The sequence below is a fragment of the Liquorilactobacillus hordei DSM 19519 genome, from assembly GCF_019443985.1.
In the GTDB taxonomy this organism is placed as follows: domain Bacteria; phylum Bacillota; class Bacilli; order Lactobacillales; family Lactobacillaceae; genus Liquorilactobacillus; species Liquorilactobacillus hordei.
This window is the reverse complement of the sequence record NZ_CP049303.1, coordinates 1,733,941-1,758,982: the sequence shown is the minus strand read 5'-3', so window position 1 is coordinate 1,758,982 and position 25,042 is coordinate 1,733,941. Positions and strand designations below refer to the sequence as shown.

26 protein-coding genes and 1 pseudogene are annotated in these 25,042 nt (G+C 35.1%); 23 read left to right on the top strand and 4 right to left on the bottom strand.

Features of this window, described 5'->3' with window-relative positions:
- The first annotated feature begins 7 nt into the window (after positions 1 to 7).
- From G6O70_RS09730 to G6O70_RS09710, 5 genes are read left to right on the top strand one after another with little or no spacing between them, the layout of a single operon-like run.
- The gene (locus G6O70_RS09730) at positions 8 to 754 is read left to right on the top strand and encodes a Stp1/IreP family PP2C-type Ser/Thr phosphatase (protein ID WP_057869050.1); all 747 of its coding nucleotides are present in this window, start codon (positions 8 to 10) and stop codon (positions 752 to 754) included.
- Positions 751 to 2,772 carry a Stk1 family PASTA domain-containing Ser/Thr kinase gene (gene pknB, locus G6O70_RS09725; RefSeq protein WP_057869049.1) on the top strand — a complete coding sequence of 674 codons (2,022 nt, stop codon included), beginning with the start codon at positions 751 to 753 and terminating at the stop codon, positions 2,770 to 2,772. Before G6O70_RS09730 ends, pknB begins: the two co-directional genes overlap by 4 nt.
- Before the next feature lie 31 nt (positions 2,773 to 2,803).
- A complete protein-coding gene (gene rsgA / locus G6O70_RS09720) occupies positions 2,804 to 3,679 on the top strand; it encodes a ribosome small subunit-dependent GTPase A (protein ID WP_057869072.1) in 876 nt (291 codons plus the stop codon).
- Positions 3,680 to 3,689: 10 nt separating this feature from the next.
- Positions 3,690 to 4,343 carry a ribulose-phosphate 3-epimerase gene (gene rpe / locus G6O70_RS09715; protein WP_057869048.1) on the top strand — a complete coding sequence of 218 codons (654 nt, stop codon included), beginning with the start codon at positions 3,690 to 3,692 and terminating at the stop codon, positions 4,341 to 4,343.
- 1 nt (position 4,344) lies between these two features.
- Entirely contained in the window at positions 4,345 to 4,992 is a 648-nt protein-coding gene (locus G6O70_RS09710; protein ID WP_057869047.1) for a thiamine diphosphokinase, read from the top strand.
- 395 nt (positions 4,993 to 5,387) lie between these two features.
- Here the strand turns inward: G6O70_RS09710 and rpmB are convergent, their stop codons facing one another.
- Positions 5,388 to 5,573, bottom strand: a complete 186-nt coding sequence (gene rpmB, locus G6O70_RS09705; protein ID WP_003690663.1) for a 50S ribosomal protein L28 — start codon at positions 5,571 to 5,573, stop codon at positions 5,388 to 5,390.
- A gap of 233 nt (positions 5,574 to 5,806) precedes the next feature.
- Between rpmB and G6O70_RS09700 the strand changes: the two genes are divergently transcribed.
- From G6O70_RS09700 to rplS, 14 genes and pseudogenes are all read left to right on the top strand, one after another.
- Entirely contained in the window at positions 5,807 to 6,169 is a 363-nt protein-coding gene (locus tag G6O70_RS09700; protein WP_057869046.1) for an Asp23/Gls24 family envelope stress response protein, read from the top strand.
- 35 nt (positions 6,170 to 6,204) lie between these two features.
- Positions 6,205 to 7,896, top strand: a complete 1,692-nt coding sequence (locus G6O70_RS09695) for a DAK2 domain-containing protein (protein WP_057869071.1) — start codon at positions 6,205 to 6,207, stop codon at positions 7,894 to 7,896.
- Positions 7,897 to 7,979: 83 nt separating this feature from the next.
- The gene (recG, locus tag G6O70_RS09690; RefSeq protein WP_057869045.1) at positions 7,980 to 10,019 is read left to right on the top strand and encodes an ATP-dependent DNA helicase RecG; all 2,040 of its coding nucleotides are present in this window, start codon (positions 7,980 to 7,982) and stop codon (positions 10,017 to 10,019) included.
- A gap of 15 nt (positions 10,020 to 10,034) precedes the next feature.
- Positions 10,035 to 11,057 carry a phosphate acyltransferase PlsX gene (plsX, locus tag G6O70_RS09685; protein ID WP_057869044.1) on the top strand — a complete coding sequence of 341 codons (1,023 nt, stop codon included), beginning with the start codon at positions 10,035 to 10,037 and terminating at the stop codon, positions 11,055 to 11,057.
- 3 nt (positions 11,058 to 11,060) lie between these two features.
- On the top strand, positions 11,061 to 11,303 hold the full coding sequence (acpP, locus tag G6O70_RS09680) for an acyl carrier protein (protein WP_057869043.1): 243 nt from the start codon (positions 11,061 to 11,063) through the stop codon (positions 11,301 to 11,303).
- A 156-nt stretch (positions 11,304 to 11,459) separates the two neighbouring features.
- Positions 11,460 to 12,149: a ribonuclease III gene (rnc, locus tag G6O70_RS09675; protein ID WP_057869042.1), complete on the top strand. Its 690-nt coding sequence runs from the start codon at positions 11,460 to 11,462 to the stop codon at positions 12,147 to 12,149.
- A gap of 37 nt (positions 12,150 to 12,186) precedes the next feature.
- Complete coding sequence (gene smc, locus G6O70_RS09670) at positions 12,187 to 15,753, top strand: chromosome segregation protein SMC (protein ID WP_057869041.1); 3,567 nt, start codon at positions 12,187 to 12,189, stop codon at positions 15,751 to 15,753.
- A gap of 2 nt (positions 15,754 to 15,755) precedes the next feature.
- On the top strand, positions 15,756 to 16,763 hold the full coding sequence (gene ftsY / locus G6O70_RS09665) for a signal recognition particle-docking protein FtsY (protein ID WP_057869040.1): 1,008 nt from the start codon (positions 15,756 to 15,758) through the stop codon (positions 16,761 to 16,763).
- Positions 16,764 to 16,784: 21 nt separating this feature from the next.
- On the top strand, positions 16,785 to 17,123 hold the full coding sequence (locus tag G6O70_RS09660; RefSeq protein WP_057869039.1) for a putative DNA-binding protein: 339 nt from the start codon (positions 16,785 to 16,787) through the stop codon (positions 17,121 to 17,123).
- 15 nt (positions 17,124 to 17,138) lie between these two features.
- Positions 17,139 to 18,571: pseudogene (gene ffh / locus G6O70_RS09655) on the top strand (signal recognition particle protein).
- Between the two features lie 93 nt (positions 18,572 to 18,664).
- Entirely contained in the window at positions 18,665 to 18,937 is a 273-nt protein-coding gene (gene rpsP, locus G6O70_RS09650) for a 30S ribosomal protein S16 (protein WP_003690523.1), read from the top strand.
- Between the two features lie 189 nt (positions 18,938 to 19,126).
- Positions 19,127 to 19,636: a ribosome maturation factor RimM gene (rimM, locus tag G6O70_RS09645; protein WP_057869037.1), complete on the top strand. Its 510-nt coding sequence runs from the start codon at positions 19,127 to 19,129 to the stop codon at positions 19,634 to 19,636.
- Complete coding sequence (trmD, locus tag G6O70_RS09640) at positions 19,637 to 20,374, top strand: tRNA (guanosine(37)-N1)-methyltransferase TrmD (protein ID WP_057869036.1); 738 nt, start codon at positions 19,637 to 19,639, stop codon at positions 20,372 to 20,374.
- Positions 20,375 to 20,482: 108 nt separating this feature from the next.
- Positions 20,483 to 20,830 (top strand): 50S ribosomal protein L19, encoded by a 348-nt coding sequence (gene rplS, locus G6O70_RS09635; RefSeq protein WP_057869035.1) that lies wholly within the window; start codon positions 20,483 to 20,485, stop codon positions 20,828 to 20,830.
- Between the two features lie 211 nt (positions 20,831 to 21,041).
- Here rplS and G6O70_RS09630 read toward each other — a convergent pair whose 3' ends face one another.
- Together G6O70_RS09630 and G6O70_RS09625 are read right to left on the bottom strand one after the other, a co-directional pair.
- Positions 21,042 to 21,434: an ImmA/IrrE family metallo-endopeptidase gene (locus G6O70_RS09630; protein ID WP_057869034.1), complete on the bottom strand. Its 393-nt coding sequence runs from the start codon at positions 21,432 to 21,434 to the stop codon at positions 21,042 to 21,044.
- A 13-nt stretch (positions 21,435 to 21,447) separates the two neighbouring features.
- Entirely contained in the window at positions 21,448 to 21,771 is a 324-nt protein-coding gene (locus G6O70_RS09625) for a helix-turn-helix domain-containing protein (protein WP_057869033.1), read from the bottom strand.
- A gap of 221 nt (positions 21,772 to 21,992) precedes the next feature.
- Between G6O70_RS09625 and G6O70_RS09620 the strand changes: the two genes are divergently transcribed.
- On the top strand, positions 21,993 to 22,202 hold the full coding sequence (locus G6O70_RS09620) for a helix-turn-helix domain-containing protein (RefSeq protein ID WP_057869032.1): 210 nt from the start codon (positions 21,993 to 21,995) through the stop codon (positions 22,200 to 22,202).
- Between the two features lie 131 nt (positions 22,203 to 22,333).
- On the opposite strand, the gene G6O70_RS09615 is transcribed toward G6O70_RS09620, so the two are convergent.
- On the bottom strand, positions 22,334 to 22,453 hold the full coding sequence (locus G6O70_RS09615) for a DUF4044 domain-containing protein (protein ID WP_083481881.1): 120 nt from the start codon (positions 22,451 to 22,453) through the stop codon (positions 22,334 to 22,336).
- A 221-nt stretch (positions 22,454 to 22,674) separates the two neighbouring features.
- On the opposite strand from G6O70_RS09615, the gene dapG reads away from it, so the two are divergent.
- The 3 genes from dapG to mraZ all read left to right on the top strand — a co-directional run bounded on the left by dapG (position 22,675) and on the right by mraZ (position 25,029).
- Positions 22,675 to 23,874, top strand: coding sequence for an aspartate kinase (dapG, locus tag G6O70_RS09610; RefSeq protein ID WP_057869031.1), 1,200 nt, complete (start codon positions 22,675 to 22,677; stop codon positions 23,872 to 23,874).
- 14 nt (positions 23,875 to 23,888) lie between these two features.
- On the top strand, positions 23,889 to 24,233 hold the full coding sequence (locus G6O70_RS09605; RefSeq protein WP_309137214.1) for a DUF3397 family protein: 345 nt from the start codon (positions 23,889 to 23,891) through the stop codon (positions 24,231 to 24,233).
- 364 nt (positions 24,234 to 24,597) lie between these two features.
- Positions 24,598 to 25,029 carry a division/cell wall cluster transcriptional repressor MraZ gene (mraZ, locus tag G6O70_RS09600; RefSeq protein ID WP_057869030.1) on the top strand — a complete coding sequence of 144 codons (432 nt, stop codon included), beginning with the start codon at positions 24,598 to 24,600 and terminating at the stop codon, positions 25,027 to 25,029.
- Positions 25,030 to 25,042 lie beyond the last annotated feature (13 nt).

Below are 25,042 nucleotides of genomic sequence, written 5' to 3'. Positions count from 1 at the left end.
GTACCTAATGAATTTTGCGTATAAGAGTGACGTAGGTGAGGTAAGGCCCAACAACGAAGACTATGTGGGTGTTTTTAAAAATGCTGTTGGGGTAAGTTTTGCAATTGTTGCAGATGGTCTAGGGGGACATAACGGTGGCGATGTTGCTTCGGAAATGGCAGTTTCTCATTTGGGTTTTCGTTTTGAAGAAACTGTAATTGATACGATTGATATTGCTGCAAAGTGGTTGATCGATGAAGTTCAACGAGAAAATAAATTAATTTTAGAACGCTCTAATCAATATGAAGATTTAAATGGTATGGGGACTACGATTGTTTGTGCCATTTTTTTTGGTAATGAAGTACTTTTGGCTAATATCGGCGATAGCAGAGGATATTTATTGCGTGACAACGAGTTGATGCAAATAACGGAAGATCACTCCTTGGTGAATGAGTTATTAAAAAGTGGTCAGATTAGTTCAGAAGAGGCAAGAAATCATCCTCAAAAGAATATTGTTACTAGAACACTCGGAATTTCAGAAAATGCGAATATCGATGAGAAGATTATCCAGATGGAAGATAATGATATTTTATTGCTTTGTTCAGATGGACTTACTAATATGGTGGATGATCAATTAATACAAGAAGTATTGTTAGATAATGAGCCTTTTGCTGATAAATGTGACAAGTTGATAAATTTGGCAAATGAGGCTGGTGGAAATGATAATGTAACACTTTTACTCGCTTCTCCTCTAGAGAGGAGGGATGAGCATTGAAGCCAGGATATGTACTGAGCGGGCGATATCAGATTGTAAAAACGCTAGGCGAAGGCGGAATGGCGAATGTCTATTTAGCGTATGATTTATTTTTAAAGAGAGATGTTGCAGTTAAATTGATGCGTCTTGATTTACGTGATAATGAAGCGGCAATCAGGCGGTTTAGACGTGAAGCAATTTCATTGACTGAACTTGTCCATTCAAATATTGTCAGTATTTACGATATTGGCGAGGACAACGGAACACAATTTCTTGTAATGGAATATGTTGAAGGTATGGATCTGAAGAGTTATATAGCACAAAACTATCCTATAAGTTATGACCAGGTGGTTAATATTATGGACCAGGTGCTGTCAGCAGTTGAAGAGGCACATGCACATGATATCATTCATCGAGATTTAAAACCGCAAAACATTTTAATTAATGCTGATGAGCAAGTAAAAATTACTGACTTTGGAATAGCACTAGCAACTTCGGAATATTCATTGACACAGACTAATACTTTAATGGGTTCAGTGCATTATCTTTCTCCAGAACAGGCTAGAGGAAGTATAGTTACTAAACAGTCAGACATCTATTCACTGGGAATAATCCTATTTGAATTATTGACAAGCAGGGTTCCATATGAAGGAGACACGGCTGTATCAATAGCTTTGAAACATTTTCAAAATGATATGCCCTCTGTTAGAGCATTCGACGATCAAATTCCGCAAGCCCTTGAAAATGTTGTATTAAAAGCAACTGCAAAGAATCTGGCAGAGCGGTATCAGAATGTTTCAGAGATGAAAGATGACATTGAAACTGCACTTTCATATACTAGAAATAATGAAGCAAGATGGAAACCAGCCAGTTCAGTTGAAGATGAAACCAAGGTCTTAGAACCTTTAAACGTACAACAAATTAAAAAAAATATTGAATCAGATAATGACAAATCTGTTTCTAAGAAAGATAAAAAACCAAAGAAAAAATGGAGTAAAAAGAAAAAATGGCTTGTTTGGTCATTGATTGCTGCTGCAATAATAATAATAATAATATTTATTTCTGCATTGGCAATGACTCCAAAAAATGTGGCAGTTCCGGCTTTGCAAGGAATGACTGAAACAGAAGCTAAAACTGCACTCGAGACTAAAGAGTTATCAATTGGAAAAATTATTAGGCGAAATAGTACAAAATATGATAAAGGGCAAGTTATTTCTTCTAATCCTGCTGAGAACTCAAGTGTACGTGAAAATTCAAAGATTGACTTAATAATTTCGAGAGGTCCTGAAAGAGGTAAATTTGGTAATTATGAGGGGCAAGCATATACAAAGGTGAAGAAGAAACTTGAAAATAAAGGTGTAACAGTTGTTAAGGAAACCAAGACTTCTAGTTCAGTAGCTAAAGGAGAAATTATTAGCCAGAATATTTCAGGTAAAAAGAAGGTAATCTGGGAACAAACAACTGTTAAATTTACTGTTAGTACAGGAGCAAAAGCAACTGTTCTTCGCGATTTGACAGGCTATACGGAAAAAAGTGTTGAAGACTATGCTGATGAGTTAGGACTTGTATTAAATATTGAAAATAGTTCCGTAAGTGATACTAGTACGGGATTAGTGATTTCACAAGAACCAGCTGCAAATACTAGTGTTAAAGCGGGAGATACTTTAAATATTGTGTTAGGTTCAACTTCTAGTAGTTCTTCAGATAGTGAATCCGAACAAAGCAGCAGTTCTTCTAGTAGTGCAAGTAGTTCTGCTAATACCTTTTCTGTAAATGTCAACATTCCTTATCAGTCTTCTTCGAGCAGTACATCTAGTTCTACAAGTTCTACAGCTGGCTCAAGTTCGATGAATACAAATACAGTTCAAATTTATTTACAAGACGATACTCATAGCTATAGCAGTGTTTATCAACAATTTACCATTTCAGCAGATACAAGTGTGACCTTGCCATTTACTCTCAGTGGTTCGAATACTGGAAAGTATAAAATTGTCAGAGATGGTCAAGTCATTGCTGAAAAGACGAATATAACAAGTTAAATAGATGAAAATTGAAAGGCAGGGTGATTTATTGTTAAGAGGTCAAATTCGACAATCGTTGAGTGGGTATTATGATGTTGCGATAGAAGGTGTTACTTATCGAACGCGTGCACGTGGAAACTTTCGGAAAAAAGGTGAAGCCCCACTTGTAGGTGATTGGGTAGAATTTAAGGCTGAAAATCAAAATGAAGGATACATTTTAAAAATAGAGCAAAGAAAAAACGAATTGGTAAGACCACCAGTAGCTAACATTGATTATGCAATTGTCGTAACTGCTTGTAAGGAGCCTAAATTTTCTTCAAATTTGTTGGATCGGCAATTAGTAATGCTTGAAAAAAATGGGATTAAACCACTGCTATTTTTTTCAAAGGCTGATCTCTTAACCGCTGAGGAAACCATGAGAATGGAGCAAGTGATTGCAGCATACCAAAAAATATATGATTGTCAATTAGGAGCCCTCGATTCTGATGTAGTATTGACTGAAAAAGTTCAACAAAAGGTAATTGTTGTAATGGGACAAACAGGTGCGGGAAAGTCAACATTGTTGAATAATCTCAAACCAGAACTTGCATTAGAGACGGGTGAAGTCTCGAAAGCTTTGAGTCGAGGAAAGCATACGACACGAAAAGTAACGCTTCTACCTATTAAAAACAATTTGATTGCTGATACTCCAGGTTTTTCTTCCTTTGACTTATTGGAGATAAAAAAAGAAGAGTTAGCAAGATATTTCCCAGAATTTCAAAATTTTGCGATAGGTTGCAAATTCAGAAGTTGCATTCACTTGAACGAACCAGATTGTAAAGTTAAAGAGGCTGTTATGAATGGAGAAATTCAAACAAGTAGGTATGAGAATTATCAACAATTTCAAGAAGAGATTAGTAAACAAAAAATAAAATATCGAAAATGAGGTGTCGGGGATGAAGATTGCTCCTTCAATTTTAAGTGCAGATTTTGCAAATTTACAAAAAGATGTAGAGATAACGGCTCAAGCTGGCGCTGAATATCTGCATATTGACATAATGGATGGTCATTTTGTGCCAAACCTTTCATTTGGTGAGCCAATTCTAAAAGCACTTCGGCCGCATTCAAAACAAATTTTTGATTGTCACTTAATGGTTGATAATCCTGAAGATTATATTGCTATTCTTGCAGAGGCTGGTGCTGATGTAATTGGAGTTCATTATGAAGCGACTCCGCATATTTACCGTGTTTTACAACAAATTAAAGAAACTGGATGTAAAGCAGAAGTTGTAATTAATCCGGGGACGCCAGTGACTGTACTTACAGACTTATTAGAAGTAGTAGATGCAGTATTAATTATGACTGTCAATCCAGGGTTTGGGGGTCAAAAATTTTTGCCGGGAATGCTGTCAAAAATTAAAGAATTAAATCGGATTAAGAAGGATAGGAAGCTTGGTTTTGAAATCGAGGTTGATGGAGGAATCAATGATAAGACAATTATAGAATGTCAACAAGCCGGTGCGACAGTTGCAGTAGCGGGATCATTTGTTTTTAATTCTGCTAATCCGTCTGCAACAATTCAATTACTACATGAAGTGACAGGTGATTAGGATGGAAATAAATTTGTTAGTTGGTGGACCCGTTAGTGAGTGGCCAGACGAGTTACTGGAAAGAAATACTGATAAAATCTGGGTTGGTGCAGATCGTGGTGCTTTACGGCTAGTGAAAAAAGGGATTCAACCAGCGATTGCGATTGGTGATTTTGATTCTTCAACAAAAGAGGAACAAGATCTAATCAGGGAAAATAGTAAAAAAGTTTATACTGCAAAACCTGAAAAAGACGATACGGATACAGAACTGTCATTAAAAATCATATTTGAGAGCTTTCAAAATATTAGTAGAATAAATATATTTGGAGCAACTGGTGGTAGGATAGACCATCTTTTGGCTAATTTATTTTTTGTATTAAGAAAACCATTTTATGAATATGCAGATAAGATTTATATTTTTGACCGCTTTAATACTATCAATTTCTATAAACCTGGAAGCTACGCAATTCAAAAAGAAAAAGATAAAAAGTACTTGGCTTTTGTTCCTATGTCTGGTGTTGAAAAATTGAGTTTGGTAGATGAAAAATATCGTTTGGATGAAAAAAGTTTTAAAATTCCAGTTTCTTTGGCGAGTAATGAATTTATTGGTGAAAAGGGCCATTTTAGTTTCACGACCGGAGTAGTGTGTGTAATTCAGAGTAAAGATTAAGAATTTAAGTAGGAAAGTGATAAGTTGGCTGGTCAAAAGTTGTGTTATGTCCGGTTTGATTGTTAATGTTTAGTAGTGTGATTTAAGTGAGGTGCCTCACAAAACTTGGACGTGCAAGTCAAGTTTTGGAGGTGTTTTTTTAATTAATAATACTTTTAATACAGGGGAGTGTGACATAAGTTGAAAAAATTTGAGTACTGACTCAAATTTATGAATATAGCGAGTAATTTGAAGTTAGACGGAAGATTTTGACTTATGGAACACGCTTATACGAAATAATTAGCGAGGTTGAGCCAAAATTTAACATTTGGCACAGCTCCAAGCATAGGCCATAGTTAAGTTTCAAAATAAATGATTGTACAAAAAAAGACCCGTAAAAAACGAGTCTGCAATGATTAAACACGTGTAACTTTACCGGATTTCAATGCACGAGCTGAAACCCAAACCTTCTTAGGTTTACCATCAACCAAGATGCGAACTTTTTGCAAATTTGGTTTCCATGAACGGTTTGTTTGGTTTAAAGCATGTGAACGTTTCTTTCCGAAAGTTGTTTTACGGCCAGTAATAAAGTCTTTTGCCATTATTAATTCCTCCTTTGATGATAGGATTCAAAGCATACATATTGCTTACTCACTAGAATAAGTTATCATAATTAACGAATGATTGCAAGAATTTTCTGTAAAGTAAAATAACTTGGCAGTCAAATTATTGTTCTTTGCTTGAATTCGTCATAATCATGCGGTATAGTGATTTATCGTATTTTATGCTAGAATGTTACTAGTAATAGTGTGTTAAATTAAGGAGGCTGTATCTAATGGCTGTGAAAATCAAAACGCAATTTGGAAATATTGATATCAATAATGATGTTATTGCGACAGTTGTTGGTGGTGCTGCGACTGAAATATTTGGAATTATCGGAATGGCAAGCAAAAATCAGATTAGGGATAACCTTAATGAAATTTTGAAACGCGATAATTACTCTAAGGGTGTTATTGTGCGTCAAGAAGATGATGGAGTTGCAGTTGATGTGTACATAATTGTAGGTTATGGCACAAAAATTTCGGAAATTTGCCGTAATGTCCAGGATAAAGTTAAATATAATTTGGAAACCATGTTAGGAATAACAGCTAATTCTGTTAATGTTTTTGTACAAGGTGTGCGGGTCATTGAAGAATAACTGATTATTATGGGAGCCAAGGAGGATAAATGAATTTGAAAGTCACTGAAATAACTGAGACGCATTTTAGAAAGATGGTTGCGGTCAGTTCAAAAAGATTAAGTAATAATGCGGAGTTTATTAATTCTTTAAACGTGTTTCCTGTTCCCGATGGGGATACTGGAACAAATATGAGCCTTTCATTTGTTAGTGGTGCAAAATATGTATCTGAGTCCACGACTGACAATGTAGGTTCTTTAACTGTTGCCTTAGCTAAGGGACTTTTAATGGGTGCTCGCGGAAATTCAGGAGTGATACTATCACAGATATTCCGAGGCTTTTATAAGAGTGCTGAAAAGAAAGCTACTTTGAATGCTACTGATTTGGCAGCAGCTTTGACTGCAGGGGTAGAGACTGCATATAAGGCTGTAATGAAACCTACTGAAGGAACAATTTTAACTGTTGCTCGTGAAGCAGCTAAGGCAGCTAACAAAGCAGCTAACAAGAGCGATGATACTGTTGTAGTAATGCAAGCTGCATATGAAGCTGCTAAAAAGGCTTTGGCAACTACACCTGATTTATTGCCAGTTCTAAAAGAAGTCGGGGTAGTCGATTCTGGTGGACAGGGCCTTACTTTTGTGTATGAAGGCTTTTTTGATGCTCTCGCTGGCAATCAACGCGCTGAAGATGATGCACATCAACCAAGTGTTGAAGAAATGGAAGAAATGATTAATGCTGAGCATCATAAGAGTGTTCAAAGTCAACTCAGCACAGAGGATATCAAGTACGGTTACTGTACTGAAATAATGGTTAAGCTAGGTGCAGGACGTCTAGTTGATTCAAAATTCGATTATGATGAGTTTCGTAATCATTTAAGTGAGATTGGTGATTCGTTATTAGTGGTTGCTGATGAGGAGATTGTCAAGGTACATGTTCACACAGAACAACCAGGAAGTGTTATGTCTTATGGACAACATTTTGGCTCTTTAATCAAGGTTAAAGTTGATAATATGCGTTTACAGCATGAGACAATTTTGGAACATGACCAGCAAGAGGAATTAAAAGAAGATGCGGTAGAAAGTACAGATAATGCAGGATATGGTATTATTGCAATTGCTTCTGGAAACGGCATTTCTAATTTATTTAAAAGTTTAGGTGCTACCTACGTTTTAAATGGTGGTCAAACAATGAATCCAAGTACGCAAGATATTGTTGATGCAATTAAGAAGGTTAAGGCACAAAAAGTTATTATTTTGCCTAATAACAAAAATATTCTTTTGGCTGCAGAACAAGCTGCAAAAGTTGCAGATATACCAACAAAAGTTGTTGCAAGTAAGACAATTGCTCAAGGAATGACGGCCTTAATTGCATTTAATCCTGCAGAAAGTCTAGATGAAAATTCAGCAAATATGAGTGATGAGTTGGGCTCGGTTAAGTCAGGTCAGATTACAATTGCAGTTCGGGATACAACTATCGAAGGAAATGTAATCAAAAAAGATGATTATATGGGAATTATTGACGGGAAAATTGAGTTGACAAATCCAGATAAGGTTGACACAGCTATTCAAATGACAGAGAAGATGCTTGATGATGATAGTGAAATTGTTACAATAATTATTGGTCAAGAAGGTACTTCTGCTGAAGCTGAAAATATCAAAAATGCAATCTTGAAAATTGATGAAGATCTAGAAATCGAAATTCACCAAGGTGATCAACCGGTGTATCCATATTTAATTTCTGTCGAATAATAACTTTTATATTAGTCTGATTAGTTCCTTTACATCTGGGATTAGTCAGATTTTTAGTTCAGTTAAAGTAGAGGTGATAATGTTTGGCAAAAGAACTTAGTGATTCAGTTGCAGTTCTTGCAGGTGTTGGTCCCAAAAAAGTTCAAGCACTTAATAAACTTGGTATAAATACTATTGAAGATCTTTTAACGGCTTATCCGTTCAGATATGATGACTATGCGGCACGTAAGATTACGGAAATTGGGGATCAAGAAAAGGTAGCTTTAAAGGGAACCGTTGCTACAGAACCAGTATTGAGTCATTTTGGTCGCCAAAAAAATCGTCTAAATTTTAAACTGTTGGTGGAGCATGATGTTATCATGGTGACTTTTTTTAATCAAGGTTACCTGCGATCCAAGATTGAATTAGGCAAGGAATTAACAATTTATGGTAAATGGAACCACAAGCGACAAAGTTTAGCAGGAATGAAAATATTAGCAGATGAAAATAGTAATGAACTGGGCGGAGTGTACCGTTCTTCGAAAGAGATTAAACAGTCACAGGTAAAAAAAATAATTGAGCAAGCATACAGCGAATATGAAGATGTAATTGTTGATATTATTCCAGATTGTCTAATAAAAAAGTATCGGTTGCTTTCACGAAAAGAAATTATGCATGGGATTCATTTTCCAGAGGACCAAAAGTCTGCGAAACTTGCTCGACGTAGTGGAATATTTGAGGAATTTTTCCTTTTTCAAGCGCGAATGCAGTATATTAAGGAAAATGAGAATATTAATAATGGACTGAAAATCGATTATGAACTTGAAAAACTCAAGCAATTTATAGCAAACCTTCCTTTTGAACTAACAAATTCACAAAAAAAAGTTGTGAATGAAATTTGTCATGATATGCATTTACAAAGACATATGAATAGGTTATTGCAAGGTGATGTTGGTTCGGGAAAAACAATTGTGGCCGCAATAATTATGTATGCTGCTATTACGGCTGGTTTTCAGGCTGCATTGATGGTCCCAACCGAAATATTAGCGCAACAGCATGCTATAAAGCTAGCGCAGTTATTCGAACCTATTGGCGTTAATGTAGCGTTGTTAACAAGTTCTACTGTAACGAGAGTGAAACAAAAGCGTGAATTATTATCTAATTTAAAAAAAGGAACAATTAATCTTGTGGTGGGTACTCACGCGTTACTTCAACCAGATATCGAATTCGCAAATCTTGGTTTAGTGGTAACAGATGAACAACATCGTTTTGGCGTTGGACAGCGACAAATTTTAAGGGAAAAGGGTAAGTCACCAGATGTATTAATGATGACTGCAACCCCAATTCCACGAACGTTGGCGCTGACAACTTATGGAGAAATGGATGTTTCAACAATTAATGAGTTACCCAAAGGACGCAAAATTATTAAAACACAGTGGTTAAAAAATAAGCAATTAGCGAGTGCTTATGAGTTTATTGAACGTAAGTTAAATAATAGTTCTCAAGCATATATAGTTAGTCCGCTAATTGAAGAGTCTGAGGCAATGGATTTAAAAAATGCTGAGGAAATATTCGATAAAACAACTGAACGTTTTGGGTCGAGATATCATGTTGGACTACTTCATGGTAAAATGAGTAGTGATAAAAAAGAGAACGTGATGACTGCTTTTAAAGATCATAAAATAGATGTCTTGGTAGCAACTACAGTGATCGAGGTTGGAGTTGATGTAGCGAATGCAACTGTTATGATGATTCTTGATGCTGATAGATTTGGATTAGCACAATTACATCAGTTACGTGGTAGGGTCGGTCGTGGAGACAAACAGTCCTATTGTCTACTTATTTCTGACCCCAAGAATGAATATGGTATTGCTCGAATGCAGATTATGACAGAAACAAATAATGGATTTGTAATAGCACAAAAAGATTTAGAACTTCGTGGGCAAGGAGACATCCTAGGAAACAAGCAGTCAGGGATGCCTGAGTTTAAATTAGGCGATCCGATAAATGATTTACGGATATTACAGATAGCTAAAGAAGAAGCACAACAAATAATTGGTGATGAACGGTTTAAACAAAAAAAAGAAAATGAAGAACTAATAAAGTATTTGAATCGAACCTTATTAGGAACATCATTTGATTAAAGAGGGATGAATTTAATGAAAATTGCAGTTGACGCTATGGGTGGGGATAATGCACCTCAAACAGTTGTTGAAGGAGTTGAGCGAGCAAGAGATAAATATGCGGATCTTGAGTTCAATCTTTACGGTAAAGAAAGTGAAATTAAGAAGTATTTAAAAGATGAATCACGTATTCAAATTATTCATACGGATAGTGAAATTGATATGAACGATGAACCTGTGCGTGCAATTCGACGAAAAAAAGATTCATCCATGGTTTTGGCTGCAAAGGCAGTAAAAGATGGCGAAGCTGATGCATTCTTTTCATGTGGAAATACAGGCGCTCTTCTTACTGCAGGTTTATTGATTGTCGGGAGAATAAAGGGGATCAGTCGACCTGGGTTACTTTCAACTCTTCCAATGATTTCAAAGTCAGAAGGAGCATTTAATTTGTTAGATAGCGGGGCAAATGCTGAAAATAAGCCTGAGCATCTGTACAAGTATGCAATTCTTGGTAAGTATTATGCACAAAAAGTTAGAGGAATTACTAATCCTCGAATCGGTTTGTTGAATAATGGGACTGAAGAACATAAGGGAAATAAGACTACGCAGGAAGCATATCAATTATTAAAGGCAGATTCAGATTTGAATTTTGTCGGTAATGTTGAATCTAATGCGATTTTAAAAGATGTTGCAGATGTGGTTGTTGCGGATGGATTTACCGGTAATGCTGTTTTAAAGGCAATTGAAGGAACTGCTTCAGCTACAATGCATTTACTGAAGGATTCAATTCTTAACAGTGGCGTAACGGGTAAATTAGGTGCACTACTACTGAAATCTACTTTTAGTGAGTTGAAAAACAAGATGAATCAATCGCAGTATGGTGGAGCTGTATTACTTGGTGTTAAGGCACCTGTTGTCAAAGCTCATGGTTCAAGCGATAGTGCTGCTGTATATTACACATTGAAACAGATTCATAAAATGTTAGAAGAAAAGATGATTCCTGATTTAGTTGCGTATTTCGAAGAAGCAGCAAAAAAAGCGGATAGTGTGGAGGAATAGAAGATGACAGAAAAAGAAATTTATGACAAAATTGTGAAAATTATTAATGAACGTTTTGAAGTTGAAGAAGGTAAAGTAACTCCTGAATTGAACTTTTCAACGGATTTGAACGCTGATTCAATAGATATTGTTGAATTTGTACTAGAACTAGAAGATACGTTTTCAGCTGAGATACCTGATGAAGATGCAGAAAAATTATTCACTGTTGCAGATGCAGTTAAATACATTTCTGATCACCAAGGATAGTTACTGACATTTAAGATTCTGGAAGATAGATTGCAGCAGGCAAGAACCTGAACAGTAATCTATCTTTTTTTAAGGTAATAGTTATCAGACTTTGTTCAGATAGATATGTAAGGGTATAATATAGAATATTAAGTCATAAAAAGGAGAAGACAACAAGTGATAATCGGATTGATGCAAAAACTAAAGAAAGATTTTGGAATAAATTTTAAAAGACCTGAGCTACTTGATGAGGCCTTTACTCATGCGTCATATGTTAATGAACATCCTAGGGAACAGTTGAAGTATTATGAACGAATTGAATTTTTGGGAGATGCTGTAATGCAGCTGTGTGTTTCGGAATATTTGTTTCGACGTTATCCCAGAATGCCAGAAGGGAAGCTTTCACGTTTACGTGCAGCAATGGTTTGTGAAGACAGTTTCAGTAAATTTGCGAAAGAATGTAACTTTGACGAATTTATTAGACTCGGAAAAGGTGAAGAAAAAGCTAATGCAAGGCAGAGACCAGCTTTACTATGTGACATTTTTGAGTCGTTTATAGGAGCACTTTACGAAGATCAAGGAAAAAAAGCTGTGGAGATTTTTATTGCAAAAGTCGTTTTTCCAAAATTAGATTTAGGTTGGTTTGACCATTTATTGGATCATAAGACCGAGTTACAAGAATTACTGCAAGAAAAAGGTGAGGTAACAATCACCTATGATGAAATTGCTGATCTTGGACCGGAACATGATAAGATGTACACAATGACAGTCAGTGCCAACGGTAATGTTTTAGGAACAGGCAGTGGACATTCAAAAAAAGAAGCTGAGCAAGCAGCAGCTAATGTCGCATTAAAGTCTTTAAAGTAAAAAAGTTAATAGCAAGGTAATAAAGGAGCAGTACAAGATGAAGTTAAAGTCACTGGTAATCAATGGCTTCAAGTCTTTTGCAGATAAAACTCAAATCGATTTTCAAGATGGAATGACTGCAATTGTTGGTCCAAATGGAAGCGGAAAGAGTAATGTAATTGAAGCAATTCGCTGGGTCTTGGGTGAACAGTCTGCTAAGAATCTTCGTGGAGAGAAAATGCCTGATGTAATTTTTGCTGGTACAGATACTCGTGCACCACTCAACCGTGCAGAAGTCGAGATTATCTTTGACAATAGGGATCACTATTTGCCACTAGATGAAGATGAAGTTGCAATTTCGCGTAGGATTTATCGTAATAGTGATAGTGAATTTTTGTTGAATGGGAAACAAGTACGTTTGAAAGATATCACAGGGCTAATGTTGGATACCGGACTTGGAAGAGAATCTTTTTCAATTATTTCTCAAGGACGAGTTGAATCAATTTTTAATAGTAAACCAGAAGAACGTCGCGTAATTATCGAAGAAGTCGCTGGTGTCTTAAAGTATAAAAAGGAAAAGCAAAAAGCACAACAGGAATTAGCTGAAACTACAGATCACTTGGACAGAGTTGCGGATATTGTTGACGAGTTGCAAAAACAAAGAGAGCCTTTAAAAGAACAAAGTAGTATTGCAAAAGATTATTTAGAACAAAAAAAAGACTTTGATTATTATAATTTGAGTAAGTTAGTTCTGGAAATTGATGAAAATAAGCAGAAAAAAATTGCACTTGAAAATGAAATGACTCAATTAAATGCAGTTAAGTCTAAAAATAAAAAAAAGATTGCGGAATATGAAGCATCTGTAAGTGCATTGCATAAAAAGCAAGCTACTCTGAATCAAAATCTTGATCATTTGCAGGAAGAATCGGCACTTTTGACGGGTCAAAAGGAACGTTATAGTGGAAAAAGGGAAGTTACACAAAAAGAAAAAGATTATCAATTGCAAAAGGTTACAGAAGTTAAGACTCAGAGGAATATAAATCAAGAAAAACTTAAACAAGCAGAGCATGAATTTAAGGAATTAACAAAAAAAATTGAAGATCTCACAAAAGAACAAGTAGAGTTGCAAAAAGAAATTACAGTTTTAACGAAGATCCATGAATATGATGAAAATCAAATTACAGCTGAGATTGAAGAATTAAGGCAGCAGATAATCACAAAGATGCAGGAACAAGCATCCTTAAAAAATCAAGTATTATATCTTACAAAAGAAGAACAACGTACTAAAGCAAGCAAAGATATTTTTATCAAGAAAACAAAAAAGCAACAGGATAACATTGAAAAACTTCAGAAAGAAGCAGCTGATTTACAGTTAAATTATGAAGAAAAGAAGCAACAACTGGCAAATGAAGGTAAGCGCTTTGAAGCTGAACAAGCTGAGACAAAAGATTTACAGCTGAAATTACAACAGCAAAAAGATAATTGGTATAAAGCATTAGAGATAGTTCAGCGTGCCCAAGCACAGCATGATAGTCTAAAGAATATCGATGACAACTTTGCTGGTTATTATCGAGGAGTCAAGGAAATTTTGCAAAGCAGAGCACAATTTACTGGAATTGTTGGAGCAGTTGCAGAGTTGCTAGACGTTCCAACAAATATTGCATACGCAATTGAGATCGCACTCGGTAGTCAAGTCCAAAACGTTGTGGTTGAGAATGAGCAGGCAGCAAAAGAAGCTATAAATTATTTAGTAAAAAATCGTCTTGGACGAGTAACCTTTTTGCCTAGAACTACAGTTAGACAAAAACAAATTAGTAAGTACCAATCTGAAATTTTAGCAAAAGTTTCTGGGGTGCTTGGCATGGGAAATCAGTTAGTGAAGTGTGCTAAAGAAAATCAGCCGGTCTTAAATTATTTATTAGGTTCAACTATCATTGTGAAGGATATTGATACTGCAGTGGATGTTGCTAAGCGGCTTAACCATGGACTAAAAGTCGTTTCATTGACGGGAGATGTTGTCAATCCTGGCGGTGCAATGACTGGTGGTGCAAACAAGCAAAAAAATAGCGGCTTAATCGAACAGAAGAAGCAAATCAAGATTTTGGAAAATAATCTTTCAGAAATGAAACAAAAAATGAAACAAATTGAAGTTCAAGGAAATAACGCAAAAAAAGAACTTGAACAAAAAAAATTAGCTATGCAAGCTGTAGAACAAAATTTAACTGCAAAAAAAGAAGAAATACATGAGATTGACTCACAACTCATACTTTTGGAGAATCAAGTCAGGCATGCAAAAGAAGCACTTGAGCTTCAACAAAGAGAATTTGAACAGGAAATGAAAACTGTTGTTGTGGTTAATGATAAGAATTCTCTTGATGGGCAGCAACTTATTTTGGAACAGCAATTAACTACACTCAGAACTGATTTTGATAATAAGAAAAAAATGCTTGTAGAGCTAAATAAAACTAAAGAACAAAATATTCAGAAAAATAGTGCATTGAAACAGCGTTTGGCAATTGTAACTGAGAGATTGAATTCATTGCATGATAAGACTATTATCAATCAAGAGCAAAATAAAGAATATAAAATTGCGCTTCAAGATGCACAGAAAATATTGGCTGAGATTGATAATAAACAAAAAATAGATTCTTTAAAATCAGAAGAAATAGTACAACGACTACAAGAGATTAATAAAAAGCAAAAGACAATTGCTACTAAGCTTAACAAGGGTAAAGAAGAAAGAAGTACTATTCATGAGCAGTTACAGCTAAACGAAGCCGAGTTAACAAGGGTCAATAATTTGCAAGAGTTAACCTTTAATGAACAGCGTGAACAAAGTGTTAAATTAAGCAAGGTGAATGCTATACTTGATCAGAGTCTTTCTGAATTATCTCAGACATATGAGTTAACATATGAGGCAGCAAAAGATAAAAATGAAGAACGAGATTTGAGTCATGTATTACAGAAGTTAAAACTGCTTCGTTTGGGTATTGAAGAGCTTGGGCAAATTAATATTGGATCAATTGACGAATATGAACGTGTAAATGAGCGCTTTGAATTCTTGTCAATGCAGCAAAATGATTTGTTAGAAGCAAAAAGCCAACTGCAAAAAAGTATGCAAGAAATGGATAATGAAGTCAAAGTTCGTTTTGGAAACACATTTAAGGCGGTTGCTGATGCATTTGCTGAAGTTTTCCCTCAGATGTTTGGTGGCGGAAAAGCATCCTTGAAGTTAACTGATTCAAGTGATCTGCTGACCACAGGAATAGAAATCATGTCGCAACCTCCAGGTAAAAAGTTACAAAAGTTATCATTACTATCTGGTGGAGAGAAGGCTTTAACTGCGTTGACTCTTTTGTTTGCTATTTTGAAGGTCAAGCCAGTTCCTTTTGTAATTTTAGATGAGGCAGAAGCAGCCTTAGATGACGCAAATGTCGATCGCTACTCGACCTACCTACAGCGATTTCATGACCAGACGCAATTTATTATCATCACGCATAGAAAAGGAACTATGAGCAGGGCTGATATCTTATACGGAATAACGATGCAAGAATCAGGTGTGTCAAGAACGGTTTCAGTTTCTTTGGAAAACATACTCGAGGAAAGCGTCACTGAAGGAGGATAAAAATGGGTTTTTTTGATAAAATAAAACATGTTTTTAGCGGTCAAGAAGAAGTACAAACGGTTGAGGAAAAAAAGTATGAAAAAGGGTTAGAAAAATCACGTAAAACTTTTGGAGATAAACTTAATGAGCTTTTTGCAAATTTCCGTAGTGTCGATGAGGAATTTTTTGAGGAATTAGAGGAAAAATTAATTGAAGCTGATGTTGGATTTGAAACAGCCGTTAAGATCAGTGAAGAACTTCAAGAAGAAGTGAAATTACGAAATGTAAAAGATAAAAAAGATGTTTCAAATGCGATTATTGAGAAACTTGTTTCACTATATGAAGCAGAGGGAACAACAGAAGATAACTCACTCCATTTTTCACAGGAAGGTACAACTGTTTTTCTTTTTGTGGGTGTTAATGGAGTTGGTAAGACAACGACAATTGGTAAGCTCGCTCATAGATATCAGAAAGAGGGTAAGAAGGTTTTGCTCGCTGCTGCAGATACCTTTAGAGCCGGTGCAATTGAGCAACTTGTTGAATGGGGCAGGCGAGTAAATGTTGAAGTTGTCCGAAAGCCAGAAAGAAGTGATCCAGCAGCAGTTGTTTTTGATGCTGTACAAAAGGCCAAGAATAAAAACTATGATATTTTATTAGTTGACACTGCAGGAAGATTACAAAATAAAGTTAATCTAATGAATGAGCTGGGTAAGATTGCACGGGTAATTACTCGTGAACTTCCAAATGCACCGCAAGAAGTTTTGTTGGCTTTAGATGCGACTACTGGTCAAAATGCTTTAACACAAGCAAAACAGTTTAAAGACGTTACGAATGTGACCGGAATTGTTTTGACGAAGTTGGATGGGACTGCTAAAGGTGGAATTGTTTTGGCGATTCGTAATGAATTACACCTACCAGTTAAACTTGTTGGACTTGGGGAAAAAATGGATGACTTGCGTGATTTTGAACCAGTTGAGTTTGTCTATGGTCTCTTTAATGGGTTGGTGGAAGCTCCCAAAGAAGAAAATTAATCTGTGAAATGAGTGATGGCGATGGCAATTGAAAAGACAAATAGAATCAATGCTTTATTTGAATTTTATGAACCGCTTTTGACTAGTAAACAGATGGAGTATATTGCTTTATACTATCGCGATGACTATTCCCTTGGTGAAATTGCTGAAAATTATCAGATTTCACGACAAGCTGTTTATGATAATATAAGGAGAACGGAAACGATTCTTGAATCATATGAAAAGAAACTTCATTTATTGCAAAATTTTCAAGAACAAAGTCAAAAAACCGACGAACTTCAGCATTATGTACAGAAAAATTATCCAAATGATGAAACTTTAGAAAAATTAGTTGAACAATTAGAGGAACTAGAAGAATGAAAGTTGGTGGATTAAGTGGCATTTGAAGGATTAACAGAGCGACTCCAAAATGCAATTGGTAAATTAAGAAAAAAGGAAAGATTAGTGAGACTGATGTAAGAGAGGTCATGCGTGAGATTAGGCTTGCATTACTTGAGGCCGATGTAAATTTCCAAGTGGTAAAAGATTTTGTTAAAACAGTAAGAACTCGGGCAATTGGTGCAGAGGTGCTAGAGAGCCTGACACCTGCGCAACAAATTGTAAAAATTGTTAATGATGAATTAACCAAAGTTATGGGTGAAGAAGCTGTTGGACTGAATAAATCCGAGAAAATTCCAACCATTATCATGATGGTCGGGTTGCAAGGTGCTGGTAAGACAACTACATTAGGTAAATTAGCTTTAAAGTTAAAGAATGAAAAGAATGCTCGCCCTTTGATGATTGCTGGGGATATTTATAGACCTGCTGCGATTGATCAGTTGGAAATATTAGGTAAGAGTATTGAAGTACCTGTTTTTTCGATGGGGACGGATGTTTCACCAGTTGAAATTGTTAAAAAGGGATTGGAATTAGCTGCTGAAAAGAAAAATGATTATGTTCTGATTGATACAGCTGGTCGTTTGCAAATTGATGAACTATTGATGGATGAACTTGCCCAGATTAAGAAATTAGCTCAACCTAATGAAATTTTACTGACAGTTGATGCTATGACAGGACAAAATGCGGTTGAGGTTGCCAAAGGATTTAATGAACAATTAGACGTCACTGGTGTTGTATTAACCAAGTTAGATGGTGATACTCGTGGTGGTGCAGCCTTATCGATTCGTGCAGTTACTGGGAAACCTATTAAGTTTATCGGTCAAGGTGAAAAGATGACAGATTTGGATGTCTTTTATCCAGATAGAATGTCTTCACGAATTTTAGGAATGGGCGATATGCTGACCTTGATTGAGAAGGCACAGCAAGACTTCGATGAGAAAAAAGCTCAGCAGATGCAAGAAAAAATGCGTGAAAACAGCTTTGATTTTAATGACTTTATTGACCAAATGGAACAAGTTCAAAAAATGGGGCCAATGGAAGATATCCTAAAGATGATTCCAGGGATGGCAAATAATCCAGCAGTCAAGAATTTAAAAGTTGATCCCAAAGATATCGAACATCTTAAAGCTGTAGTGTACTCAATGACTAGTGAAGAACGTGAAAATCCAAATTTGTTTAATCCCAGTCGAAGAAGAAGAATTGCCGCTGGATCAGGTCGTCCAATTCATGAAGTTAATAGAATGCTCAAACAATTCAATGAGATGAAGAAGATGATGGGAAAGGTCTCTAAGGGTAACTTTGAAGGAATGGAAGGAATGTTTGGCAACGGATTATCAGGAAAACTTGCAAAAATGTCAATGAATTCAATGGCACGAAAGAATAAAAAGCGCAAACTTAAGCGTTTAAAGAATAAAAAACGTAAGAAATAAATTTTTTTATGTCTGTCAAGAAATAATCCTTTACACCAAGCAAAATTACTGTTATATTATTAACGTTAAGAAAGTTAATAGGAGGTGTAGTTAATGTCAGTTAAAATTCGTTTAAAACGTATGGGTTCTAAGAAGCGTCCATTTTATCGTATCGTTGTTGCAGATTCACGTTCACCACGTGATGGTCGTTTCATCGAAACAGTTGGAACATACAATCCATTAACAGAACCTGAAAGTGTCACACTTAAGGAAGAAAATATTTTGAATTGGTTGAGCAATGGTGCACAACCTTCAGATACAGTACGTAATATTCTTTCAAAGAATGGTGTCATGAAGAAGTTCCATGACGCAAAGTTCAGTAAATAATAAGACTTATTGCATATAAAAAGACCCTTAATTGTAATCTTAACTTATGTGCTCTAAATAGTTGATTGATTTACAATAATTGAACTATTGTGTGTGTTTGATTAAGAATTGTATATAATTAGTGAATCCCTTTAGATGAAGCAGTGATGTTTTATTTGGGGGATTTTCTTTTTTTAAAGAGGTGAACAAATGAACTTTTATGAAGTAGGACAAATTATTAATACCCATGGGATACGTGGCGAAGTAAAAATTAAAATAATTACTGATTTTGCAGATCAACGTTTTAAAAAGGGAAAAACGTTGTATTTATTAATGCCTGACAAAGAATTAGCATTAAAAATAATTACTGTTCGCAAAGTGAAACAGTTTTACTTATTGTCTTTTGAGAATTATCAAGATATTAATTTAGTTGAGAAATTTAAGGGACTTAAATTAGCAATTAAAGAAGAGCAGCAGCAAAAGCTTGAAGGTAACAATTTTTATCATCATCAAATTATCGGTTTAAAGGTATTCGATGAAAATCAAAATGAAATTGGAATAGTTAGTGAAATACTCAGTCCAGGTGCTAATGATGTTTGGATTATTAAAAGGGCTGGTAAGAAAGAACTTCTGTTGCCAGCTATCCATGATGTTATAAAAAAAGTTGATATTGCAAGTGGAAGTATAATTGTTGATTTGTTGGATGGGTTGGATGATTAAATGAAGATTGATATTTTAAGTCTATTTCCGGAAATGTTTAAGGGTCCTTTAGAAGCATCTATCGTTGGGAAAGCGATTGAGAGTAAGATTATTGATGTAGATATTACAAATTATCGTGATTTCACAAATAATAAGCAGCGTCACGTTGATGATTATCCTTATGGTGGTGGCGCGGGAATGTTATTGCAAGCACAGCCAATTTTTGATGCTTTAGACTATGTTGAAACAAAAAATGGTGGTTTGGGTAATGTCATTTTACTTGACCCAGCAGGCAGACAGTTTAACCAAAAAGTTGCACAAGAGCTATCTACAAAGGAACATTTAACATTTATTTGCGGTCATTATGAGGGCTATGATGAAAGGATCAGAGAGAGAGTTACTGATGAGATTTCCCTAGGAGATTATATTCTGACTGGTGGCGAACTTGGTGCTATGGTGATTATTGATGCCACTGCTAGACTATTACAGGGGACTTTGGGGAATGAGGAATCTGCGTCTGGGGATTCCTTTTCGAGTGGACTATTGGAGTATCCGCAGTATACAAGACCTGCTTCTTATAGAGGAATGGATGTTCCAGATGTGCTTATTAGTGGTAATCATCAGAAAATTGATCAGTGGAGAGAATATGAGTCTTTGAAACGAACCTATTTAAGAAGACCAGATTTGCTTGTTGGTCTAGAATTGACAGAGCAGCAGAAACAAATATTACAAGATATAAAAAATAAATTCGAAAAATAAGAGCTTGATTATATTTTTACAGTATGATAACCTTATTAAAGGCTTTGTGCCATATTAACGATATTCCGCTGTTGAGGGACAAGAATATCGGCGAAAGGAAGAAACAAAATGAACCCATTAATCAAAAAAATTACGGAATCTCAATTACGTAGTGATATTCCAGATTTCCGCCCTGGAGATACTGTTCGTGTTCATGCTCGTATCGTTGAAGGTACTCGTGAACGTATCCAGATTTTCGAAGGTGTAGTTATTAAACGTCGTGGTGAAGGTGTCAGCGAAACTTACACAGTTCGTAAGATTAGTAGTGGTATTGGTGTTGAACGTACATTCCCAATCCACACACCACGTGTTGAAAAGATTGAAGTAATTCGTCAAGGACGTGTACGTCGTGCTAAGTTATACTACTTGCGTGCATTACATGGTAAAGCAGCTCGTATTCCTGAAAGACGTCGTTAATATAACGTTCAAAAAGCCTTGTTTATCAGGGCTTTTTTTGTTTTACAAGAATAAATTAGCTTTGCAAAAAACTGTACTTTTATTTTTAAGGGGTACAAAAGGGGCAAATTGAGTTTAACTTAGGGTAAAAACAAAAAAAGAGTTAAGCTAAGGCAGAATTAATTTTTTTGTAGCTTATGCATGTATCAGTGGATTTATGATTTTTTTAATATTAGAGTGTGTTAATTAGAAAACGAACACGACTTTCTAAATGAGTTGGAATTGCATATTCTTGCATAAAAGATACAATGTTTATCCTATTATAAGGACTCTCATTATATAAGTGGAGTATGATTTGAATTGCATAGTCATTGGTTTGAGCTTCAATTTTGAATTTTTGGGCAGGAGTCTGATTGTATAAATAAAGATCAAGTGGATCACCATAAATCAGATGTGACAGCTCATGAGCTAATTGGAAAATAAATTGATTAGGATTATACCAATTTGAATTCATAATGATGCATCTTAAATTATAAGCAGCTATGGGTGGTGTAGTGGGAGAAAGTTCTTGGCTCCAAATAATTTCAATATGTTCTTTTTCTGCCAGTTTTAATAACCTCTCCATTAAGACGAGCACCTCATTTGTTTGATGGTTTATTCCGTAATAGATGGCGAATTATTTCAAGTTCGTCTTCAGGGATTGTTTTTCCTTCAAATGTAAGTACGCCATCGGGAACATTTGCTAAATCAATTTTACTTATATTTTTTCTGGAAGTTCGACCAGTTAAATAATCTAATGAAACGCCAAAATAATCAGCTACTTTTTTAACGCGTTCAATAGAAGGTGTGCGATGAGACCACTGGTAGATAGTATTTTTACCAAAGCCTAAGGTTTCTTCAAGTTCATAAACAGACATGTTTCTTTCTTTAGCAAGTTGTTTGATTACTTCTAATGTATTCATTTTAAGACTCCTACTAGAGTTATTCTAACTAAAAAGTTAGAATAAAAGATTGAAATCTAACGTATAAGTTAGTATAATTTACCTATTAACATAATGTAAAAAAGTAATACATTGCATTGGTTAAGGAAAATTATTTTGGTATTACTGGATTGATTCTATAATAAGATTCAGTAGTCGTCAAATAAGTTAGGTAATTTATTAGCAAATTGGGGTGGTTTAAAGTGGAGTATGATCTTACGGACGCAATATTATTAGGTCTAAAAAGAAATAAACGGATGAAGTTAAAACCAAGTTCACAATCTGATATAGCTGATCATTTTGGCCTTTCTAAACCTTATGTGAACCAGTTGATTAACGGAAGGGTAGCGCCGACAGAAAATACAGATGAGTGGATTAAAAAGATCTGTTTGTACGTGGGAATTGGTTCTTAAAATTACAAAAATAAATTCTTAAAATCAGTTGAAGAGCTAATTAATTTGATTTTATTTACACACAAAAAAGCGCGCATTACGCGCGCTTTTTTGTGTGTACTAACATATCACCGTGGTGAAAAAATAGAGAATTAATATCCCATTGCTGAGAAGACAGCACTCAGTACTACGGTACCTAGGGTAACAATAATCATCAGCCAAACAACTACCATTGTAATTTTTTGAAAACGTGTTTTTTTCTTTTTTGCCACAACAAAATTCACCTTTCATATAAGCTTTACGATATACTATACTTTTTACAGTGATTTGTGTCAAACTCATTTAATGAAACTTTGTATACAAAGTCTTTTCAAAACAAATTGAATTTATATAAACTAACAATTATAATTGAATGAGTAAATCTAGCAATGAAATTTCATTTATTTATAATTTTAATAGCGAAATAGACTGAAGTGAAAAGGGGTAAATATTAATGGAAATTATGGTACAAAAATTTGGTGGAACATCAGTTCAAGATGATAAGGCGAGACATAAGGCACTTGATCATGTTCGTTATGCTTTAGATCAAGGATATAAAGTTGTTGTGGTTGTTTCTGCAATCGGTCGAAAAGGGGCACCTTATGCAACTGATTCACTCTTGAAGCTTGTAGACGCGGATCATACAGCTTTATCAGCGCGTGAATTGGATATGATTGTTTCCGTGGGCGAAATTATTTCAACGGCTGTATTCACTCAGTTACTAAAAAAAGAAGGTATTTCTGCAGTTGCAATGACTGGTCCAGATGCAGGCTTTAGAACTAATAATGACTATCAAAATGCTAAGGTTCTAGATGTAAAAACTGATAGTATTAATAAAGCTTTTTCTGAAAATGATGTTGTGGTTGTTGCTGGTTTCCAGGGACTTTCAAGAGAAGGCCATATGTCAACACTGGGAAGAGGTGGAAGTGATACCTCAGCTGCACTTTTGGGAGCAGCCTTATCAGCCAAAAGAGTCGATATCTTTACTGATGTTTCTGGAATGATGACGGGTGATCCAAGACTTGTTAAGAAAGCCAAGTTTTTAAAGAATGTTAGTTATGAAGAAGTTGCGAATATGGCTCATGAAGGTGCAAAGGTTATCCATCCACGTGCTGTTGAAATTGCACAGCAAGCCCATGTTCCGTTAAGAATTCGCTCAACTTGGGATGGAGTGGATGAATTAGGAACACTAATCTCTGACAAGAATCTTGCGCTCCAACATTATCGTGGTGTTACGGGAATTGCTCATCAAGTTGGATTGACACAATTCAGTGTTTTAACAAAGAATCTCTCTGCTGATCAAGTATTTAATTTGTTAGCTGATAATCATTTGAGTGTTGATTTTATTAATATTTTGCCTGAAAAAGTGGTCTTCAATTTAAATCATGAGGAATCTGCAGTTGCTAAGGAACTTCTTAAAAGCAAAAATATTACATATACTTTAGTAGAAGAATGTGCAAAGGTGTCGATTGTAGGCGCTGGTATTATGGGGACACCTGGAATAACTGCAAAAATTGTAACCGCACTTGCCAAACACAGTATTGAGATTTTGCAAACAACGGATAGTTATACTACAATCTGGGTGCTAGTTAAAGTCACTGATTTAGAAGTAGCAGTAAATGCTTTGCACGACACTTTTTTGTTACAAAATTAAGGATATAGGTGATTATGATGTCTTGGTATTACCAGATACTGCTGACTTTAGGTGTATTCTTATTTTTAATGGTCTTGAAGAAGTTTCTCCCGATAAGAATACGAAGAAAATTTAGAATATCTGAGTTAATGGTTATTCCCGTGTTGTATTGCATTTTTATGACTTCATTGACACAGTTGGAATTATCAGTTATTCCTTTTTTATTTTTTGGATTAGGATTGTTAGGGATTATGATGACCTTAGTATATGCGTTCATTGAAGGTGAAATAATTTATCGTACCTTTTTTAGATCGTATTTTCATTTTTGTGAACTTGTAATATATGTTTTATTTATACCACTATTTATCTTTAGCATCTGAGGATATGTTTTAAAAGGATAGCGTGACATAAGTCGAGAAATTTTGAGTATTAACTCGAATTGCAAACATAGCGAGTGTTTTGCTATGAGTAATTCGAAGTTAGATGGAGAATTTTGACTTGTGAAACACATTTATATGAAATAAATAAAAAGGTAGAGCCAAAATTTAAATTTTGGTCCTACCTTTTTTAGTAGTATAACCGGTTGAAAGCGGTTTGAGTATGGATTATTTATTAATTGTAAAAGAATGCTTGAAGAGAAAAAATTAAATTTAATAAATAAGTGGTAAATTAATGGTGAAAAAGTGGTGTGAAGTGGGGAAATGTGGTAGTATCAAAATATAGCAGTGTCAGGGGGTGTCTTACATGTTTATGGGCGAATATAGACATGCGATTGATGAAAAAGGAAGATTAATCATCCCTTCTAAATTCCGTGAAGATTTAGGTGAATTATTTGTAATAACTCGTGGAATGGATGGATGTTTATTTGGATACCCTGAGTCTGAATGGAATATTTTACAAGAAAAATTGCAAAAACTTCCACTCACCAAAAAAGATGCCCGTTCATTTGTAAGATTTTTTTACTCGGCTGCTACTGAATGTGAATTTGATAAACAAGGAAGAGTGAGTATTCCAAAATCATTACGTACACATGCTGCACTTGAAAAAAAATGTGTTGTTGTTGGTGTTTCTAACAGATTTGAAATTTGGTCTGAAGAACGTTGGGATGATTTTTCAACAGAAGCGGAAACCAACTTTGATGAAATTGCTGAAAATATGATTGATTTTGGTCTTTAATAATGGAGGATAA

Bases quoted from the DNA above. Each gene is read 5' to 3' on its own strand.
- G6O70_RS09730 (WP_057869050.1), top strand. From the start codon at position 8: ATGAATTTTGCGTATAAGAGTGACGTAGGTGAGGTAAGGCCCAACAAC.
- rpe (WP_057869048.1), top strand. From the start codon at position 3,690: ATGAAGATTGCTCCTTCAATTTTAAGTGCAGATTTTGCAAATTTACAA.
- G6O70_RS09710 (WP_057869047.1), top strand. From the start codon at position 4,345: ATGGAAATAAATTTGTTAGTTGGTGGACCCGTTAGTGAGTGGCCAGAC.
- rpmB (WP_003690663.1), bottom strand. From the start codon at position 5,573: ATGGCAAAAGACTTTATTACTGGCCGTAAAACAACTTTCGGAAAGAAA.
- G6O70_RS09700 (WP_057869046.1), top strand. From the start codon at position 5,807: ATGGCTGTGAAAATCAAAACGCAATTTGGAAATATTGATATCAATAAT.
- plsX (WP_057869044.1), top strand. From the start codon at position 10,035: ATGAAAATTGCAGTTGACGCTATGGGTGGGGATAATGCACCTCAAACA.
- acpP (WP_057869043.1), top strand. From the start codon at position 11,061: ATGACAGAAAAAGAAATTTATGACAAAATTGTGAAAATTATTAATGAA.
- smc (WP_057869041.1), top strand. From the start codon at position 12,187: ATGAAGTTAAAGTCACTGGTAATCAATGGCTTCAAGTCTTTTGCAGAT.
- ftsY (WP_057869040.1), top strand. From the start codon at position 15,756: ATGGGTTTTTTTGATAAAATAAAACATGTTTTTAGCGGTCAAGAAGAA.
- G6O70_RS09660 (WP_057869039.1), top strand. From the start codon at position 16,785: ATGGCAATTGAAAAGACAAATAGAATCAATGCTTTATTTGAATTTTAT.
- rpsP (WP_003690523.1), top strand. From the start codon at position 18,665: ATGTCAGTTAAAATTCGTTTAAAACGTATGGGTTCTAAGAAGCGTCCA.
- rimM (WP_057869037.1), top strand. From the start codon at position 19,127: ATGAACTTTTATGAAGTAGGACAAATTATTAATACCCATGGGATACGT.
- trmD (WP_057869036.1), top strand. From the start codon at position 19,637: ATGAAGATTGATATTTTAAGTCTATTTCCGGAAATGTTTAAGGGTCCT.
- rplS (WP_057869035.1), top strand. From the start codon at position 20,483: ATGAACCCATTAATCAAAAAAATTACGGAATCTCAATTACGTAGTGAT.
- G6O70_RS09630 (WP_057869034.1), bottom strand. From the start codon at position 21,434: ATGGAGAGGTTATTAAAACTGGCAGAAAAAGAACATATTGAAATTATT.
- G6O70_RS09625 (WP_057869033.1), bottom strand. From the start codon at position 21,771: ATGAATACATTAGAAGTAATCAAACAACTTGCTAAAGAAAGAAACATG.
- dapG (WP_057869031.1), top strand. From the start codon at position 22,675: ATGGAAATTATGGTACAAAAATTTGGTGGAACATCAGTTCAAGATGAT.
- G6O70_RS09605 (WP_309137214.1), top strand. From the start codon at position 23,889: ATGATGTCTTGGTATTACCAGATACTGCTGACTTTAGGTGTATTCTTA.
- mraZ (WP_057869030.1), top strand. From the start codon at position 24,598: ATGTTTATGGGCGAATATAGACATGCGATTGATGAAAAAGGAAGATTA.